General features: G+C 71.1%; 17 protein-coding genes. 5 read left to right on the top strand and 12 right to left on the bottom strand.

The genetic code is table 11. The annotated features are described in order from the left end of the window. Positions 1-6 precede the first annotated feature (6 nt). The gene (locus AB0L06_RS26990; protein WP_500233895.1) at positions 7-888 is read left to right on the top strand and encodes an SDR family oxidoreductase; all 882 of its coding nucleotides are present in this window, start codon (positions 7-9) and stop codon (positions 886-888) included. An 11-nt stretch (positions 889-899) separates the two neighbouring features. On the opposite strand, the gene AB0L06_RS26985 is transcribed toward AB0L06_RS26990, so the two are convergent. Both AB0L06_RS26985 and AB0L06_RS26980 read right to left on the bottom strand, forming a co-directional pair. Further along, complete coding sequence (locus AB0L06_RS26985; RefSeq protein WP_500233894.1) at positions 900-2,453, bottom strand: acyl-CoA synthetase; 1,554 nt, start codon at positions 2,451-2,453, stop codon at positions 900-902. 321 nt (positions 2,454-2,774) lie between these two features. Beyond that, positions 2,775-3,005, bottom strand: coding sequence for a DUF397 domain-containing protein (locus AB0L06_RS26980; RefSeq protein WP_500233893.1), 231 nt, complete (start codon positions 3,003-3,005; stop codon positions 2,775-2,777). A 104-nt stretch (positions 3,006-3,109) separates the two neighbouring features. On the opposite strand from AB0L06_RS26980, the gene AB0L06_RS26975 reads away from it, so the two are divergent. Further along, complete coding sequence (locus AB0L06_RS26975) at positions 3,110-3,841, top strand: ATP-binding protein (protein WP_500233892.1); 732 nt, start codon at positions 3,110-3,112, stop codon at positions 3,839-3,841. Between the two features lie 106 nt (positions 3,842-3,947). On the opposite strand, the gene AB0L06_RS26970 is transcribed toward AB0L06_RS26975, so the two are convergent. Both AB0L06_RS26970 and AB0L06_RS26965 read right to left on the bottom strand, forming a co-directional pair. Continuing rightward, a complete protein-coding gene (locus AB0L06_RS26970; protein WP_500233891.1) occupies positions 3,948-5,366 on the bottom strand; it encodes an alpha,alpha-trehalose-phosphate synthase (UDP-forming) in 1,419 nt (472 codons plus the stop codon). A 286-nt stretch (positions 5,367-5,652) separates the two neighbouring features. Then, complete coding sequence (locus tag AB0L06_RS26965; protein ID WP_500233890.1) at positions 5,653-6,117, bottom strand: DoxX family protein; 465 nt, start codon at positions 6,115-6,117, stop codon at positions 5,653-5,655. Positions 6,118-6,250: 133 nt separating this feature from the next. Between AB0L06_RS26965 and AB0L06_RS26960 the strand changes: the two genes are divergently transcribed. Beyond that, positions 6,251-6,799, top strand: a complete 549-nt coding sequence (locus AB0L06_RS26960) for a MarR family winged helix-turn-helix transcriptional regulator (RefSeq protein WP_500233889.1) — start codon at positions 6,251-6,253, stop codon at positions 6,797-6,799. A gap of 18 nt (positions 6,800-6,817) precedes the next feature. Here the strand turns inward: AB0L06_RS26960 and AB0L06_RS26955 are convergent, their stop codons facing one another. The 4 genes from AB0L06_RS26955 to AB0L06_RS26940 all read right to left on the bottom strand — a co-directional run bounded on the left by AB0L06_RS26955 (position 6,818) and on the right by AB0L06_RS26940 (position 10,140). Next, positions 6,818-7,336, bottom strand: coding sequence for a YbaK/EbsC family protein (locus AB0L06_RS26955; RefSeq protein WP_500233888.1), 519 nt, complete (start codon positions 7,334-7,336; stop codon positions 6,818-6,820). Between the two features lie 81 nt (positions 7,337-7,417). Continuing rightward, positions 7,418-8,068, bottom strand: a complete 651-nt coding sequence (locus tag AB0L06_RS26950; RefSeq protein ID WP_500233887.1) for a response regulator — start codon at positions 8,066-8,068, stop codon at positions 7,418-7,420. Between the two features lie 28 nt (positions 8,069-8,096). Beyond that, positions 8,097-9,188, bottom strand: a complete 1,092-nt coding sequence (locus tag AB0L06_RS26945; protein WP_500233886.1) for a sensor histidine kinase — start codon at positions 9,186-9,188, stop codon at positions 8,097-8,099. 88 nt (positions 9,189-9,276) lie between these two features. Then, on the bottom strand, positions 9,277-10,140 hold the full coding sequence (locus tag AB0L06_RS26940; RefSeq protein ID WP_500233885.1) for a DedA family protein: 864 nt from the start codon (positions 10,138-10,140) through the stop codon (positions 9,277-9,279). 326 nt (positions 10,141-10,466) lie between these two features. On the opposite strand from AB0L06_RS26940, the gene AB0L06_RS26935 reads away from it, so the two are divergent. Continuing rightward, entirely contained in the window at positions 10,467-10,979 is a 513-nt protein-coding gene (locus AB0L06_RS26935; protein ID WP_500233884.1) for a hypothetical protein, read from the top strand. A 61-nt stretch (positions 10,980-11,040) separates the two neighbouring features. Here the strand turns inward: AB0L06_RS26935 and AB0L06_RS26930 are convergent, their stop codons facing one another. Both AB0L06_RS26930 and AB0L06_RS26925 read right to left on the bottom strand, forming a co-directional pair. Continuing rightward, positions 11,041-13,245 carry a molybdopterin-dependent oxidoreductase gene (locus tag AB0L06_RS26930; RefSeq protein WP_500233883.1) on the bottom strand — a complete coding sequence of 735 codons (2,205 nt, stop codon included), beginning with the start codon at positions 13,243-13,245 and terminating at the stop codon, positions 11,041-11,043. A 61-nt stretch (positions 13,246-13,306) separates the two neighbouring features. Continuing rightward, a complete protein-coding gene (locus AB0L06_RS26925) occupies positions 13,307-13,525 on the bottom strand; it encodes a hypothetical protein (protein ID WP_500233882.1) in 219 nt (72 codons plus the stop codon). Positions 13,526-13,718: 193 nt separating this feature from the next. On the opposite strand from AB0L06_RS26925, the gene AB0L06_RS26920 reads away from it, so the two are divergent. Then, a complete protein-coding gene (locus tag AB0L06_RS26920) occupies positions 13,719-13,973 on the top strand; it encodes a hypothetical protein (protein ID WP_500233881.1) in 255 nt (84 codons plus the stop codon). Positions 13,974-13,989: 16 nt separating this feature from the next. Here the strand turns inward: AB0L06_RS26920 and AB0L06_RS26915 are convergent, their stop codons facing one another. Then, entirely contained in the window at positions 13,990-14,535 is a 546-nt protein-coding gene (locus AB0L06_RS26915; RefSeq protein ID WP_500233880.1) for an SUKH-4 family immunity protein, read from the bottom strand. Further along, entirely contained in the window at positions 14,532-14,981 is a 450-nt protein-coding gene (locus tag AB0L06_RS26910) for an ATP-binding protein (protein WP_500233879.1), read from the bottom strand. Before AB0L06_RS26910 ends, AB0L06_RS26915 begins: the two co-directional genes overlap by 4 nt. Positions 14,982-15,220 lie beyond the last annotated feature (239 nt).

Below are 15,220 nucleotides of genomic sequence, written 5' to 3'. Positions count from 1 at the left end.
ATGCTCATGCGCGTCTTCGTCACCGGCGCCGGCGGAGGAATCGGCTCCGCCGTGGTACCCGAACTCGTCTCCGCCGGCCACGAGGTGCTCGGCCTGGCCCGCTCCGACCGTTCCGCCCAGGTCGCCGCCAAGGCCGGGGCCACCGTCGTCCGCGGCGACCTCCAGGACGCCGACATCCTGCGCACCGGCGCGGCCGAATGCGACGGCGTCATCCACCTGGCCTTCGGCCACGACTTCAGCAGGTTCGCCGAGGCCGTCGCCGAGGAGGGCTCCACCGTCGAGACGTTCGGCGCCGCGCTCAAGGGCAGCGGCAAGCCGTTCGTCATCGCCTCCGGCACCCCGGCCATCCCGGGTCGCGCCTCGACCGAGGACGACCCGGCGCCGACCGAAGGACCCGCCGGGGGCCGCGGCCGCAACGCCCGGACGGTCCTCGGCCTGGCCGACCACGGCGTCCGGTCGGCCGTCGTGCGCCTGCCGCGGTCGGTCCACGCCCGCGGCGAGCAGTCCGGATTCGCCAGCATCCTCATCGCGGCGGCCCGCCGCACGGGCGTCTCCGGATACGTCGGCGACGGGACCCAGCGCTGGCCCGCGGTGCACCGGCGCGACACCGCCCGCCTGTTCCGCCTCGTCCTGGAGAACGCCGACCCGGGAACCGTGGCGCACGCGGTCGCCGACGAAGGCGACCCCATGCTCACCATCGCCCAGATCATCGGCGACCGGCTCGACCTGCCGGCCAAGTCCGTCCCGGCCGAGGACTACGGGTTCCTCGGCGGCGTCTTCGCCGTCGACCAGCCGGCGTCCAGCGCCATCACCCGGGAGCGGTTCGGCTGGCGGCCGACCCATCCCAGCCTGCTGGACGATCTCCGAACCGGCGACCACCTCACCTGACCCCGACCGGATCAGGAGGCCCCGGCCGGGGCCTGCCCCTTCCAGTACTCATCCCTCAGCAGGCGCTTGTACAGCTTGCCGGTGGGATGACGCGGCAGCTCGGCGCGGAAGTCGATCGACCGCGGGCACTTGTAGTGGGCGAGGCGGTCACGACAGTAGGCGACCAGCGCGGCCTCCAGTTCGGCCCCGGCCTCCGCGTGCTCGGCGGGCTGGACGACCGCCTTGACCGCCTCGCCCATCTCCTCGTCCGGGACGCCGATGACGGCGACGTCCGCCACGTCCGGATGGACGGCGAGGACGTTCTCCGCCTCCTGCGGGTAGATGTTCACCCCGCCACTGATGATCATGTAGGAGCGGCGGTCGGTGAGGTACAGGAAACCGTCCTCGTCGACATGGCCGACATCGCCCAGGGTCGTCCAGCCGCGGCCCCGCGGGTCGCGGGACGCGGCGGTCTTGTCCGGGTCCCCGTGGTACTCGAACGAACCTCCGTCACCGAAGTAGAGCGTGCCGTTCTGACCGGCCGGGAGTTCGTTGCCGTCCTCGTCGCACACGTGGACCTGCCCCAGCAGCGGACGGCCGACGGTGCCCTTGTGCGCAAGCCAGTCGGACGGGCTCGCGTAGACGAAGCAGTTGCCCTCCGTCCCCGCGTAGTACTCGTGCAGGATCGGGCCCCACCAGTCGAGAATCCGCTCTTTCACGGGAATCGGGCAGGGCGCCGCGGCGTGGACGGCGTGTTTCAGCGACGACAGGTCGTACCGGGTGCGCACCTCGTCGGGCAGTTTCAGCATCCGGATGAACATCGTCGGCACCCATTGGCTGTGCGTGACGCCGTACCGTTCGATCGCCGCGAGGGCGGCCTCCGGATCGAACTTCTCCATCACCACGACGGTCGAACCACAGCGATGGAAGTTGAGGCTGTAGCGCAGAGGCGCCGCGTGGTACAGCGGTGCGGGCGACAGGTACACCGAGTCGCCGTCCGGCTGGAACAGCAGCGTGATCAGCTGGTACAGCCCGGACGGGGTGCCGGCCGGGGCGAGCGTGAGCGGGGTCCTGACGCCTTTGGGACGTCCCGTCGTGCCGGACGAGTAGAGCATGTCGGCGCCCTCGACCTCGTCGGGCAGCAGCGTCGGCGGCTGCTCGGCCACGCGTTCCTCATAGGAGTCGAAGCCGGGCGCGGTGCCGTCCAGCATCAGTTTCAGCGTGACGTTCGGGATCCGCTCGGACGGAACGGCGGCGACGCGGTCGGCGAGGGCGGCACTGGTGATGAACGCCCTCGCCCCGCAGTTGTCGACGATGTAGGCGAGCTCGTCGGGCTGGAGCCGGGAGCTGACGGCGGTGTAGTAGAGGCCGGAACGCTGCGCCGCCCACGCGATCGCGAGGAACAGCGGGTGGTTCTCCAGCATGAAGGCGATGTGGTCGCCGGGACGCAGGCCGGCGGCGGCGAGCAGCCGGGCCAGGCGGTTGGACTCCTCGTCCAGCTCCCGGAAGGTGAGGACCCGGCCGGACCCCGCCATGATCACGGCGGGCTTGTCGGGCGTCTGAGCGGCGATCTGCCCCAGGTGCATGGGACCGCACGGTACCCGCCCCGGACCGCGAATGGAATGTCATTCGGTTGGTCCCCCACGCGTCGCCCGGGTGCGGACCCTCGAATCGGCGTGCGGTCGGGAGCGGTCCACCCGGAGACGGGTGGCTGGTTTCGGATTGTCGAAACGGCCCGGATTCGGGCCGCCGCAAGGGGCCCATTCTGGCCCTCGAACGAGGCCGATTCCGGCGCACCGGGGCACGCCGGGGGCGAACGATGGCGGTCGGCCCGGCCGCGAACGCCGGATCGGGCCGGTGACGTCGGGCCGCTTCCCGGATCGTGCGGTCGGAACGCGGCCCGGCGCTCAGACCAGCATGTGGTCGAAATCCCCGTCCTTGGCCCCGCCCACGAAGGCCTCTATCTCCGCGCGCGTGTACACGAGGATCGGTCCTTCGGGATAGCGGGAGTTGCGGACCGCGATGTCCCCCGTCGGCAGTTCCGCCAGTTCGACGCAGTTGCCGTTCGGATTGCTACGGCGGCTCTTCTGCCACTCGAGCCGTCCGCGCATGACGGTCGGCACTGACTCGCCGTCCATCGTGAGCCCCCCTTGCTGCGGTCGTGGCCCGTCCGGAAGACGGGCCGCCCTGTCCCCACCCCCGGTTCCAGAACCGGCCCCGAGAGCGATGATACGAAATGCACGTGCATCTGGTCGTGCGTATGGCCTTGCATCCGTGCTTGCATACGGTCTTGCATCTGCACGACGTGAGGAGCAAGATAGCGAACGCTCGCACCCGTCCCGTCCGCACGCCCCTGGGGTTGCCAATGTTCGTTGACCAGGCCGACGACCTCGCGGCTTCCATCGAGCGGGGCCGGCGGCCCCTGGAGCTCCCGTTCACCTACGCCGATCCCGCGACCGCCGACGGCGCCGCAGCCGGAGACACGACCCCCTTGCTCTCCCGTCACACCGATACGCCCACTTCGTCCGGTTTCGCCGGACTCTGGCCGACGCCGCACGAGGGCAGCCCGCGCACCGCGCGCAAGATCCTGTCGGCCAACCCCACGGCGCCCCGCACGGCCCGTGCGTTCACGCGCGAGACCCTCGCCGGGTGGGGGATGCCCGGCGATGGCTCCGATGTCCTGGTGGCCGTCTCCGAACTGGTCACCAACGCACTCCGACATGGTGTGGAGACGTCCGTAAATCAGATTCAGTCACGTCCGATACAGCTGGTGCTGCTCGGTCACCCGCGCCGGCTGGTCGTGACCGTGACGGATCCGAGCGGCAGGAGGCCCGCCGTGGCCCAGCCCGAGGACACCTTCAGCGAGGACGGCCGTGGAATCGTCGTCGTCGCAGGTGTCAGCGACGCGTGGGGCTGGGCACCGCTCAGCACCGGAGGCAAGGCCGTCTGGGCCGCCTTCAACCTCGCGTCCTGACTCCGCGGGCCCCGCTCAGCGGGCCTGAAAGCCCGCGACGGGCGTGCCGTCTCTTCCACTCGGACGGCACGCCCGTCGTGCTTTCGCGTGCGGACCGGTCGCCGCGTCAGACGGCTTCGCGCGCGATGGCGGCGGGCGGGCTCGGCTCCTCCAGCGCGGCGAGGAACTCGCGGGCCCAGCGGTCCACGTCGTGCTCGAGGACGCGGCGGCGCATCGCGCGCATGCGGCGGCCCTGTTCGGCCGGGGAGTCGCGCAGGGCGTCCAGCAGGGACTGCTTCAGGCCGTCGATGTCGTACGGGTTGACCTGGTAGGCGCGCTTGAGCTCGGCGGCGGCGCCGGCGAACTCGCTGAGGACGAGGGCGCCGTGGAGGTCCTCACGGCAGGCGACGTACTCCTTGGCGACCAGGTTCATGCCGTCCCGCAGCGGGGTGACGACCATGACGTCCGCGGCGAGGAAGAGGGCGGCGAGCTCGGGCCGGTCGTAGGACGTGTGCAGGTAGTGGATGACCGGCGTGCCGAGCTCGCCGTGCTCGCCGTTGATGTGCCCGACCTGCTGCTCGATCTGGTCGCGGAGCAGCTGGTACTGCTCGACGCGTTCGCGGCTGGGCGTGGCGATCTGGATGAACGCGGCCTCGCCCGGACGCAGCTCACCGTCGCGGAACAGCTCGCCGAACGCCTCCAGGCGCTGGGCGATGCCCTTGGTGTAGTCGAGCCGGTCGACGCCGAGCAGCAGCTTCGCGTCGCGGAAGCTCTCGCGGATCTCGGCGGCGCGGCGGCGGACGGACGGCTCGGCGGTGAGGCGGCTCAGTTCCTCGGCGTCCACCGAGATGGGGAACGCGCGGGCGCGGACGGTGCGGCCCTCCCAGAACACGTCCTGCTTGAAGGTGCGGGCGTCGAGCAGGCGGCGGCACAGCCGGACGAAGTTCTGCGCCGCGCCGGGCAGCTGGAAGCCGACCAGGTCGGCGCCGAGCAGCCCTTCGAGGATCTGGCGGCGCCACGGCAGCTGCCAGAACAGCTCCAACGGCGGGAACGGAATGTGAAGGAAGAACCCGATGCGCAGGTCGGGGCGGAGGCGGCGGAGCATCGCGGGCACGAGCTGGAGCTGGTAGTCCTGAATCCAGACCATCGCGCCCTTGCCGGCGACCTCGGCGGTCACCGTGGCGAAGCGTTCGTTGACGCGGACGTAGGCGTCCCACATCGCCCGGTCGTAGACGGGCGGGGCGATGACGTCGTGGTAGAGCGGCCAGAGGGTCGCGTTGGAGAAGCCCTCGTAGTAGAGCTCGACGTCCTCGGCGGTCTGCTGGACGGGGACGAGCGACATGCCGTCCTCGGTGAACGGCTCGATCCGCTCGTCGGGGGCGCCGGCCCAGCCGATCCAGGTCCCGTGCCGGCGGCGCATCAGCGGCGCGATGGCGCTGACCAGCCCACCGGGACTGCGCCGCCAGGACGGCTCGCCGTCCTCGCCGACGATCCGGTCCACGGGGAGGCGGTTGGCCACCACGACGAACTCACTAGCGCGCGACACCCAGGACCTGCCCTTCCGGTGATCCGTGCGATCACCTGTGATCTACCCGCCCGGAAGCCGGTCACGCGGGTCACATGATCACATGACCGCATCATACGTGTCATTACCTGTCTATTCTTCGCACGACACGACATGCGGCACAGGGGATGACAGGACGGAGACATGAGAAGGGCCCGGACCCGGCCCCCGCCGGTCGGATCCGGGCCCTTCGCCGGTCAGCGCCGTCCCCGGGCGCCCGCACTCACTCGGGAACGGCGTTTCGGCCGGGTTCCGCCCCTCGGAAGGGTCAGACCTCGACGGCCCGGCGTTCGGTGTGGAGGGCGTCCCTCCTCAGGCCGCCGCCGAGCAGCGCGTCCAGGGACAGCCGTCCCGGACCGGCGAGGGCCACGAGCAGGGACAGGACGCCGAGCACCAGGACGTACTCGTAGCCGCCCTTCTCGGAGAAGAAGCCGTGGTCGGTGTGGGCGTACCAGAGGGCGCCCGCCATGTCGGCGAACAGCAGCACGCCGACGAGGGGGACCAGGACACCGACGACCAGCGCGACGCCGCCGGCCAGCTCGACCCACGTCGCGTAGAACGCGGCCAGGCTCGGCAGCGGGATGCCCATGCCGTCGAACATCTTGGTGACGTTGCCGTGCCCGTACTTGTGGAACTTCTGCCAGCCGTGCGCGATGAACACCACGCCGAGCACGAGGCGGCCGAGCAGCAGCCCTGTGTCGGACAGCGCGGGGAATCTGCGGGACAGGTACACGGGAGCTCCTTCGCGGGGATCGCCCGGGCGGGAGTGCCCGGGCGTGGTTCATGGCGGGGGGAACAGATCGTTCAAAACTGTACTAACACTCCCGCAGAGATGATTCAATTCTGAACCGAATAGAATGAGGTTCATGTTCGACCCCGACCGCTCCGACCGCCCCGGTTCGTCCGGTGACGCGGACTCCACGCGCGCCGACGACGCCGATCCGGGGCCGGCCGGTGACGGCGATCCGCTCGCGCCCGCCGAGCTGCGCGCCTGGACGGGCTTCCTCGCCGCGTCGCACCTGCTGGACCAGGAGATCGAGCGGCAGCTCAAGGCGGACGGCGAGCTCTCCCACGCCGACTTCGAGATCCTGGTGACGCTGCGCGAGGCGGACGAGCGGCGGCTGCGCATGACCGACCTCGCCCGCCGCGCGATGATCTCCAAGAGCCGGCTGACCTACCAGGTCACCCAGCTCGAGCAGCGCGGGCTGGTGCGCCGGACGCCCTGCCCGACCGACCGCCGCGCGATCTGGGCGGGGCTCACCGCCGAGGGCGAGGAGCGGCTCGCCCAGGTGCGTCCGGGGCATCGCGGCGTCGTCCGGCGCCGGCTGATCGACCTGCTGTCCGAGGAGGAGCTGGACGTCCTCGGGACGGCCCTCGCCCGCGTCGCCGACAACCTCCGCGGCACCCGCCGTTAGGTGCCGCGGGAACGTTCCCTACTGGGCCAACGGGAGAACCTCCGCGCCCGGTAGCGCGGCCAGCGACTTGCCCGGGACGAGGAGCTTCGACCCGCGCACTCCCCCGCCGATCACGACCTCGCCGGCTTCGGCGACCGCGGCGTCCACGAGGATCGGCCAGTCCGCGGGCAGGCCGACCGGGGTGATGCCGCCGTACTCCATGCCGGTCAGCGACGTCGCCTCCGTCATCGGCGCGAAGGACGCCTTGCGGGCGCCCAGGTGCTTGCGGACGACGCCGTTCACGTCTGCCCGGCCCGTGGCGAGGACCATGCACGCCGCGTAGCTCACCTCGCCGCCACGCTTGGCCGCGACGACCACGCAGTTCGCGCTGACCTCCATCCCGACGCCATAGCGCTCGCAGAACGCGGCGGTGTCGGCCAGCTCGGGGTCGATCTCGGCGACCTTGGCGCCCTGGACGTCCGCGATGGCCGCCGCGACGGGCTCGGCCAGCAGGTCGGGACGCTCCGTCGCGGGGATCCAGTCGAGCCTGTCCGTCATGCCGTTCTCCTCCGTCGGTGGGGGTCGGTTTCCGTGGTGGTCAGCCTGCCAGTTCGGCGGGCGGTCCGGGTGCGGCGGAGGTCACGCGCCCAGGTGGCGGAGGACGGCCAGGACGCGGCGGCTGTAGCCGGACGACTCCCCCAGGCCGAGCTTGCCGAAGATCGCGTTGGCGTGTTTCTCCACGGCGCTCTGCGAGACGTGCAGGCGTTCGGCGATCGTCGCGTTCGTCAGGCCCTCGGCCATGGCGGCCAGGACGTCCCGCTCGCGCGGGGTGAGTCCGGAGAGGGGGTCGGCGCGTTCGCGGTCGGCGCCCGCGAGCAGCCGCCGCACGACCTCCGGGTCGAACGCCGCGCCGCCCGCGTGCACGCGGTCCAGGGCGTCCAGGAACTCGTCCACCTGCGCGACGCGGTCCTTCAGCAGGTAGCCGACGCCGTTCGCGCTGGAGGTGAGCAGTTCGGTGGCGAACCGGCGCTCCACGTACTGCGACAGGACGAGGACACCCACGTCCGGACGGGTCCTGCGGAGTTCGAGCGCGGCGCGCAGTCCTTCGTCGGTGTGCGTGGGCGGCATGCGGACGTCCACGACGACCACGTCCGGCGGGTCGGCGGCGACGGCGGCGAGCAGCGCGTCGGCGTCGCCGACCGCTGCGACGACCTCGTGCCCCTCCTCCGCGAGCAGGCGTACCAGGCCCTCGCGGAGGAGCGCGGAGTCCTCGGCCAGCATCACGCGCATGGTCGTCCTCGGCGTGGGCGGTGCGGGGTCAGGCGCATGGCAGCTCCGCGGTGATCTCGGTGGGGCCGCCGGGCGGGCTGGCCACGGTGAACGTCCCGTCGAGCGCCGCCGCGCGGCGGGCCAGTCCGCGCAGGCCGCCGCCGGACGGCTCGGCGCCGCCCGTCCCGTCGTCGATGATCCTCACAACGAGGATTCTGCCGTCCCCGGTCACCCGGACCGACACCCGGGACGCCCCGGCGTGCTTGGCCGCGTTCGTCACCGCCTCGCAGACCACGAAGTACGCGGCCGTCTCGACCTCGCGCGGCGGACGGCCCGGCGCGTCCAGGGCGACCTCGACGTCCACCGGGAACGGGGCGCGCTCGGCGACCGCTTCGAGCGCGGCGGCGAGGCCCTCGGAATCGAGCGCGGACGGGAAGACCCGCCAGGACGTCTCGCGCAGGTCCTCCAGCGCGCGGCGCGACTCGTCGTGCGCCTGGAGCAGCAGGTCGCGGGCACGGTCCGGGTCGTCCGCGCGGCGGGCCCGGCCGATCAGCATGCCGAGCGCGACGAGCCGCTGCTGGACGCCGTCGTGCAGGTCGCGTTCGATGCGGCGGCGCTCGTCGTCCACGGCGGCGACGACCTCGGCGCGGCTCGCCGCCAACTCCTCGACGCGCCGCCGATACGCCTCCAGCTGGTCGGGGCCGAGGAAGCGGGCCGCGAGCCGTCGTTCCGCGGCCACCACGCCGGCGAGGCCCTGCCCGGCCAGGAACGCCAGGACGATCCCGACGAGCGCGAAGTACAGGACGATCGTCGGCGAGGGCGGGATGCGGTCCAGGTTCCGTCCGGTGATCCACCATCCGACGGCCAGGCGGATCGCGGACGCGACGCCCGCTCCGCACAGCGCCAGGATCACGCCTCCGAGCAGCCCGATCGGCACTCGCGCGAGGAGGTAGGCGGCCGCCCGGCGCGGGTCCCGATCGGCGGGCGGGGCGTCCGCGCGGAAGAACGTGAGGAGCCTGCGCCGTTCCAGCTCCGCCATCGTCCGCGCGGACTTCGCGTGGAGGAGGACGGGAGCCAGCGGGATGGTGATGACGGCGGTCGCCGTTCCGAGCGCGAGGCCCGCGGCCGTCCGGCTCAGCATCCGTCCGGCGGCTCGCCAGCCTGTCGCTCGTCGGTCTTCCGGTGCGTCGCCGGTGGGGCGTGGGACGGGGCGTGAGATGGGACGTTCCTCAGACTCGGCGGGACGGCGGGAGGTCATGCGGAGGTTCGGTGCGACCGTACCCGGCGTCCCAGCGGGACTCACGGCCGCCATGGTCCTGGGCGCGATGGCTGTGAACAGAGTGGTCGTGGGCGCGGTGCTTGGGGGCGCGGTGGCTGTGGGGTGGGAGGGGGATGTCGGGGCGGGTGGCGTTGGCGTCGGGGTGGGTGGCGCGGGAGCGGCGGTTCCGGACGATCCGGACGGCCAGGAACACCGCGGCGGCCAGCACGACGGCCACCAGGGTCGCCTTGCTGTAGACGCCGACGTACTCCTCGACGACGTGCCAGTTGTCGCCCAGCCAGTACCCGGCCATCACGAACAGGGTGTTCCAGAGCGCGCTGCCCAGGGTCGTCAGGAGGAGGAAGGGTCCGAGCGGCATCCGCTCCACCCCGGCGGGGACGGAGATCAGGCTGCGGAAGATCGGGATCATCCGGCCGAAGAAGACCGCCTTCGTGCCGTGCCGGATGAACCACGCCTCGGTGCGGTCGAGATCCTCCACCTTCACCAGCGGCAGCCAGGCCGCGATGGCCCGCACCCGGTCACGGCCGATCGCGCCGCCGATGCCGTAGAGCGCCAGTGCGCCCAGGACCGAGCCGACCGTCGTCCAGACGAGCGCCGCGATCAGGTTCATGTCGCCGCGCGCCGCCGTGAACCCCGCCAGCGGGAGGATCACCTCGCTCGGCAGCGGCGGGAACAGGTTCTCCAGGGCGATCGCGATGCCCGCGCCGGGTGCGCCGAGCCGTTCCATTAGGTCGGTGGCCCAGCCGGTGATGCCGCCTTCGCCCGCCGAGGCCGCCGCTGCGGCGGCCGTCCATCCCGTCGTCGTTTCGATCATGGTCTCAACGCTAGGAACGGCGGTTCCGGCGCACCATGAGGTCCACCGCCCACTCCCCTCGGGTCTTCCGGAGGCCGCGACCTGCGGAAAACCCCACCCCCGGGGGCGGGTGACCCGGGTTGCGGCGCAGGGCGTCCCGATTGTTCGATATACGGGTTATGGACGAAGATGAGCGGAGTTTCGGACATCATCCTTTCATGATCGGAATTCCCGTCCCATGGTGATCGACTTTTCCGATAAGACTCTTTCCGATAGCGTTCGCTCGGCTTTGTGAAGTGAATTCATGATCCGACTTCCCCGCAGCACGATCATGAAAGGATTCCGCGATGGTCTTGGCCGTGATCGTGATCGCCGGCCTGCTGACGCTGCTGGCCGCCTTGCGGCGCGCCGCGCCCCGTCCGCACCCCGCCGTCGCGGCCGGTCAGGCCACCGGGACGGACTCCGGTGGGCATCCGGAGTCCCTGACGGCCGAGCTGGAGCCGGCCGCGGAGGAGTACCTCGCCTGGCTCGCCGACCACCACTGGCCGGCCGACGACTACCTCGACCTGGAACAGCAGTGGCGGCACGAGCTCGGCATGCTCGACCTCACCGAGGTTCCGCACTGCCCGAGCTGCCTGCTGCGCCGGGAGGACGTGTGGCCGTGCCCCCGCTGCGGACGGCTGCTGCACTCATCCTGCGGCCACGGCATGCACCGCCGGCCGGTCGCCGAGCCGTACCACGCGCTCGGACTGGGCAACGAGCCCGAGGCGGTGGTGGCCGAGTGGATCTGCACCGGATGCGCCTCGGTGGTCGGACTCGACGTGGAGAACGACTCGGACCCGTCGGACCCGCTTTCCTGAGCGATCAAAACACGAAGGTAAAGAGTTGACCAAGAGGGCTGGTTTTGGCCCCTGGTGATCATTAATTCACTGTGTCCGTAATTGGACGCCCGGATCGCGCCCCGGCGTCCTCCATGTTCGATTCCCGCCCCACGGGCACCACCTTCACCGGGATCCCGTTCAGCCGGGCCATCCCCGCCGGTTTCTCCAGGTCGTCGGGCTCTGGTGAGGCCAGGACGTTGACGTTCGCGCCGCCGTTCGCGTTCGCGACGCGCCAGCCGCCACCCTCGTGTCCCCACCCGTGCGGAACGGCCACGACGCCGGGAGTGACCTCGTCCGTAATCGTGACCGGGAGACGGATCGTCCCGTGCGCGGACGTGATCTCGCAGAGCGTTCCGTCTTCGAGGCCGTGGCGGGCGGCGTCCTGCGGATGGATCCGTGCGGCGTGCGTACGCGCGCGCATGAGGGACGGCGCGTTGTGCATCCACGAGTTGTGCGAGCGCGGTTCGCGGAGGCCGATCAGGCGGAGCGGCAGATGCGGGGGCGCGGGCGGGGCGGCTTGGAGGCGCTCGATCTCGGTGACGATCTCGTCCGGGGCCAGGTGGACGCGGCGGTCCGGATGGGTGATGCGGCTTCGCAGGCGTCCGGTCGGCTGGTGATCGGCGAGGACGATCCCGTGCGGGTTCCTCTGGAGTTTCCGGAGGCTCAGGCCGTTCGGACGGAGCCCGAACCTGTCGCCGCGCGGGCCGGATCGCAGCAGCATGTCCACGATCAGGCGCGGGGACGGACGCAGGCCGAGGCGGTGGGCGAGGCGTTGCGGACCGCCGCCGATGCCGATGCCCATGCGGGTGGCAAGTTCGTCGATCACCTCCCACTCCTGGCGGGCCTCGCCGCGCGGCGGGACGACGGCCTCGGTCCAGGTGACGTAGGGGGTCAGGTAGTTCTGCAGGAAGGGCAGTGGGAAGTCCTCGCGCTCGAGGAAGGTGGTCGCGGGCAGGACGTAGTCCGCCTTGCGGCCGGTCTCGTTGACGTAGAGATCGATGCAGACCAGCAGGTCGAGTTCGTCCAGTACGGCGTCGAGCGCTCTCGCGCCGGGGACCGAGAGCACCGGGTTGCCCGCCGAGACGATCAGCGCGCGCATCCGTCCCGGGCCGGGTGTGGTGATCTCGTCGGCCACGATCCCGGCCGGGAAGGTGCCGAGGACGTCGGGGAAGCCGCCGATCCGCGAGTGCGTGCGACCGTAGGTGCCGAGGCCGGAAAGTTTGACGATCTCGTCCACCGGGAGCGGCGACTCACCGAAGATCGCGCCGCCGGGACTGTCGAGGTTGCCGGTCACGGCGTTGACCGCGTCGATGAGGAACGCGACGAGCGTGGCGTGCGCGCCGAGACATGTTCCGGTCCGCCCGTAAACGACGGCGCGAGGCGCGGCGGCGAGGTCGTGCGCCAGCCGTCTCGCCGCGTCCGGGGCGACCCCGCTGTGCGCCTGCGTTCGCTCGGGCGGGAAGTCGCGGACGAGGGCGCGCAGGGTCGCCAGCCCTCGGCTCTGCCGGACGCAGGTGTCGATGTCGGCGAGACCGTCGTCGAAGAGGACATTGAGCAGGGAGAGCAGCAGCCAGGCGTCGCCGTCCGGCGCGATCGGCAGGTGTTCGAAGGCCCGTGCCGTCTCGGTCCGGCGCGGATCGCCGACGACGACGCGTCCGCCCCGCTTGACGATCCCCTTCAGGCTCTCCCGGATGCGCGGCACGCTGACCAGGCTCCCGTGCGAGACGAGCGGGTTCGCGCCGAGCATCAGCAGGATATCGGTCCGCTCGATATCGGGCAGCGGGACGAGGTGCGGCGCGCCATAGAGCAGGGCACTCGCGGCGAACCGGCTATTGGTGTCCTGCGAACCCGCCGAGTACAGGTGAGGCGAGCCGAGCGCGCGCATGAACCCGCTCAGCCACAGCGGATGCGTGTACGAGAACGTGGCCGGGTTGCCGAAGTACCAGCCGATCGAGTCGCCACCGTGCTCGCGGCGCAGGGCGTTCAGCCTCCAGGCGATGTCGCCCAGCGCCTCGTCCCAGGTCACGGACTCGAAGGCGCCGTCCGGCGTCCGCCGCAACGGCTGGACGACCCGGTCCGGATCGTTCTGCACCTCGGCCATCGCGATGCCCTTCGGACACGCGAAGCCCCGCGACAGCGGATGCGCCCGGTCGGCGCGGATCGCGGTCACGACGCCGTCCTCGACGGTCGCCGTCAACCCGCAGAGCGGCTCGCAGATACGACAGTAGGTGACTACTTCGCCCATAGGCACGATTGTGCCTCCCTCCCCCGCGCCGCTGCCGCGACGGATCAGGAAATTCCAGCGATCAAGGGAGGCGAGGGTCGGCGACCTGGTAGCGCGCCTCGTCCAGTTCGGCTGGGCTCGCCTCGGCCGGCCCCTGGGCCAGCCGGTCGCGCATCTCCTCCTGGAGGCGCGTCCCCAGGCCGTCGCGGTCACGCACGATGACACCGTCGGCGATGAGCCGCTCGGCGAGCCCACGAGCCGCTTCGACAGGCTCCGGTCGCCCTTCACCGTTCTCGATCACGGGGCGATTCTGCCCCCGCCACGCCTCGGTGCGTCCGGCCTCCGGGCTCCAACCTCAGACCGAGGCATGGTCCAACACCGGTGAAACTTCGCAAGATCACTCCCACACGCGCGGCATGTCGCCCCGACGTCCGATAGGTACGTCTAGTAGCGTTCAAGTGTTTTGCTCCTTACGCACGGAAGGACGGCAGGGGTTGATCGCAGCTCTGGTCCTTGCCACGCTCGCCGGTCTCTTCGCCACGATGTGCCTGCCGCGCCTCCTCCGCGCCATGCCCCTGCGCACTCCGGAGCCCCACCCCTCCTACCCCGAGTCCATGACCGCCGAGCTCCCGCCCGGCGACGAGGAGTACCTCGCCTGGCTGGCCAACGACCTCTGGCCCGAAGACGAGTACCTCGAGGACGACCCCAACCGCAAAGGCGAATCCGACGGCGGCCCCATCCCCGCCTGACCGACGGTCACGCAGGTCAGCACCGGTCCCGGTACTGGGCGTACTGCTCAACGAGTTCGGCCGTGGGCAACGATGGCCATCGCGTAAGGGTTCCGCGCGCTCGATCGAGGACGAGGACGTCCTGGTGGGCGCTGGAACGTGCCACGAACCCGGCGTCGAACTCCTCGACCGTCAACGCGACGCGATCGGAGCAGTTGCGGACGAACCACATGTCGGCCCGTCGCCACGCTTCGGCCCGATCGATCGCCGCCGGACGAAGCTGATAGGCGGCCAGCGCTTCGGCGATGACGCGGACAGTGCGGCACTCCCGACTTCCGCAGCTCAGGCACATGCCTTCGCCATATGGGTCGGTGCCGCGGCGATGGACGTGCAGCACCGACGTCAGCGCCACCGCGAGCGCCAGCACCAACGTGCGGGCCTCGCGAGCGAAGTCGGCGTCGGGACGACCCAGGCGAGCATTCAGTGCGGCGGCGCCGATACGCTGCGCTTCGGCGCGCATGGCGGCGGCCATCGCCGAGTGGACGCGTTCGGCGGTCTGCCGATGGACGGCTTCGGGCGTCATGCCGCCTCGTTCCACGTGACCGAGACGCTGTCGGAGAACATGGCCGTGACCGTCCGGGACCGCTCGCTACCGAACCAACCCCACCCGGCGGCGAGCGCCGAGACCATCCGCAGGCCGCATCCGGACTCGGCGAGGTCGTCGGAAGCGGGCACGGCCGGTTCGGTCGGCCCGCCCTGGTCCCGGACGGCGACCGCGACCGTCCCGCCGTCGCGTCGGATCTCGACGGTGAACGCTCCGCCGGGACCGCCGGACTTGGTATGCCGGAGCGCGTTGACGACGAGTTCGTCCACCGACAGCAACACGTCGTCGAGGACCGGGCAGTCACCGATCAGGACGGAGACGAAGCGGCGCACCGCCGACGCCTGCTCCGCCTCCCCGGCGAACGCGCGACTCCAGCGCTGCGCGATGGACGGGGATTCGGACGGCGAGAAGAACTCCAGGGACATCTGACACCTCGAAATGCCGGTGGAAGCGGGGTCGACGTGCGAGTTCCCGCACGTCTGCCGCACATCGTCACTCGTCGTGGCGGAGCATGCACGGCGATCCGGTCCAGGGGGCGTCGATCGGCACCGTTCGGTTCCGCACGTGCGAATCCCGCACGTGCGATCGACGCACGTTCTGTCTCGGCGCATGCGAATGTGTCGTCGAATTCCGCTCGATGACCTGCGATTTCACCTGAGTCCCA

It is taken from the genome of Spirillospora sp. NPDC052269 (assembly GCF_040679435.1).
Classification (GTDB): Bacteria; Actinomycetota; Actinomycetes; order Streptosporangiales; family Streptosporangiaceae; genus Spirillospora.
Note: the sequence above shows the minus strand (reverse complement) of the source record. Positions and strands in the feature narration are given on the sequence as shown.